Annotated in this window: 3 protein-coding genes; 1 reads left to right on the forward strand and 2 read right to left on the reverse strand. The window is 35.5% G+C overall.

Going from position 1 to position 2,452, the window contains the following annotated elements; all coding sequences use genetic code 11:
- Positions 1-592: LysR substrate-binding domain-containing protein (locus tag GSY74_RS10055; protein WP_255494603.1), on the reverse strand; the 592-nt coding region annotated here is incomplete at its 3' end.
- On the reverse strand, positions 592-996 hold the full coding sequence (locus GSY74_RS10060) for a response regulator (protein WP_164664970.1): 405 nt from the start codon (positions 994-996) through the stop codon (positions 592-594). The genes GSY74_RS10055 and GSY74_RS10060, both read right to left, overlap by 1 nt.
- Positions 997-1,118: 122 nt before the next feature.
- Here GSY74_RS10060 and GSY74_RS10065 point away from each other — a divergent pair, with 122 nt between their 5' ends.
- On the forward strand, positions 1,119-2,252 hold the full coding sequence (locus GSY74_RS10065) for a sensor histidine kinase (protein ID WP_164664971.1): 1,134 nt from the start codon (positions 1,119-1,121) through the stop codon (positions 2,250-2,252).
- Positions 2,253-2,452 lie beyond the last annotated feature (200 nt).

The raw sequence follows: 2,452 nt of genomic DNA on the forward strand, positions 1-2,452 counted from the left end.
CAGAATCTTCTCTATATAAAATATAAAACTTTCTAATAATTGGTGTGTTATTGATAGAAGATTCATATAGGTCATTGTACTTTAACTCATACTCAATAGCCAGTTTAGAGACAATAGCCACAGCAGTGATTGGAGCGTGTGGTTTTGACCATTTTATGCTTTGGATAATGGCTATTGGACTATCTACTTCTGATATGGAGTCAAAGTCATAATAGGATAGCCCCTGCTTTTCAAGAAAGTTTTCAATGAATGCTCGACTAAGTGAACCTCTCTCTCTACCAACAATTCGACACCGATTCAAATCTTCTTCAGACAGTGAGCTTGGTAGTTGCTTTTTGGAGCAGACAACCAACTCATCTTCCATCCACTCTCTATAGACCAAACTATCATCAAAAACAGGGGACTCTATAAAACCCAAATCAAGCTTTTGCTCTTTTATAGCTTTGACTACCTCATCACAAGGAGCAACAATCAATTTGATTTGACGATTGACCTGCTGATGAATGGAATCAATTATCTCACCAGGGAGTATATATGAACCGATGGTGTGTGAGGCTCCAACTCTAAACTTATCTTCTATTTGGTTTGACATTATATCTCTTTTCTAATATCCAAATCGGTATGAAACGCCATTGCCAGATAGTTTAGAGAGTTAAAAAACTGTTTCTCATCAAATGGTTTCATGATATAAGCATCTATCTTTAGCTCTGAAGCTTTGGCTTTAAACTCTGGCTCATTATATGCCGTAAAGAGAGAGATTATCTGTTTGGGGTTGAGTTCTCTTATCTTCTCACTCATCTCTATACCGTTCATATTGGGCATCACTATATCACTAAGTACAATATCAGGATGTCTGTTTTGGTACAGTGCTAGACCCTCTGTACCATCATTGGCAACAAAGACCTCTTTGCAGTGTCTGCTAAGTATTCTCTTTATCAATTTTTGGGTGGAGGGGTCATCTTCGACATATAGCACAGTGGTATCGTTTAGATACATTTTTATCCCTTGAATTTTATTATAACTTATTATAACTAAAAACTATTTAAAGCCTACACTAAATCTGATATTTGAATCTAAATTAAACAACACTCTGCTATAATTTTATCAAGGAGTTACTTTTGGAAAAAAACAATGAATATATACAGTTTATTCTCGACTCACAGCAGAATATATTACTTCTAACCGATGGACATGAGCTAAAAAAAGCCAATCAAGCCATGCTAGATTTTTTGGGATTTAAGACCATTGATGATTTTCGTCAACAGCAGGAGTGTATCTGTGATTTCTTTATCCAAGAGGATGGTTATCTACAAAAAGAGAAAAATGGTATTCTCTGGATAGATGCGATGTTAAATGATAGGGAAAATACTCCAAATGTTGCTAAAATAGAGGGAAGAGATGGACAGATTCATCTGTTTCGAGTCAATATAAATGAGAAACGGATGGATGAGAATCTCTACTCCATCACCTTGACAGATATTACAGAGATAGAGAGATACAAAAGAGAGCTAAAAGAGCAGATTAGAAAGATAGAAGAGAAACAGCAGATATTGATTCAAAACAGTAAAATGGCATCAATGGGAGAGATGATAGCCAATATCGCTCACCAATGGAGACAACCACTCAACTCACTCTCTGCACTACATACGGTTTTGATGATGGACTATGAGGACAATGGAAAACTCACGACCCAAGAGATAGCTGAGTTTAAAGAGGAGTCCAGTCAATATATTCACAAAATGAGTAACACGATTGATGACTTTAGAAATTTCTTCTCACCTACCAAAGAGAAGGAGCAGTTTATCGTCTCGGACGCAATAAAAGAGTCCATCAAGTTTGTCAAAGACTCCTATCTTGATGGCAATGTTGAGCTGATAGATAGAACTCAAAATAGAGATACCCAAATCTATAGCTACAAAAATGAGCTAATGCAGGTGATAATGATTCTGCTCAATAACTCAAGAGATGCCATCATCAGCAAGAGAATCGAAAATCCAAAAGTTATTGTGGACTTTATTGAGAAGGATAATGAGATAAAGATATGTATAAAGGATAATGGTGGAGGGATAAGCGAAGATATTATGGATAGAATCTTTGAACCCTACTTTACCACCAAGTTTAAAAGTGACGGAACAGGGGTGGGACTTTATATGTCCAAGATGATTGTGGAGGACTCTATAGGAGGGAAGTTGGTGCTTGAGAATTATGAGGATGGGGTTTTGGCTTCTTTGATTTTGAGTGCGGAAGTGTAATAAATTTTTAATAGACTTCTTTCAAAACTCATTTGGAATCGGAGACTTTAGTCCCGAATATAACGAGGCTGAAGCCATCGGTTCCTAGTTTTGAATTTTTAATATACTAGTATAATAGTTAATTTTATACTATCTTGATAGATTTTTTTAAAGAATTAAAGTTTTAAATATCTTTTAAAATGAAGATTTATTCAATTTTA

It is taken from the genome of Sulfurovum sp. bin170 (genome assembly GCF_010892395.1).
Lineage (GTDB): Bacteria > Campylobacterota > Campylobacteria > Campylobacterales > Sulfurovaceae > UBA1140.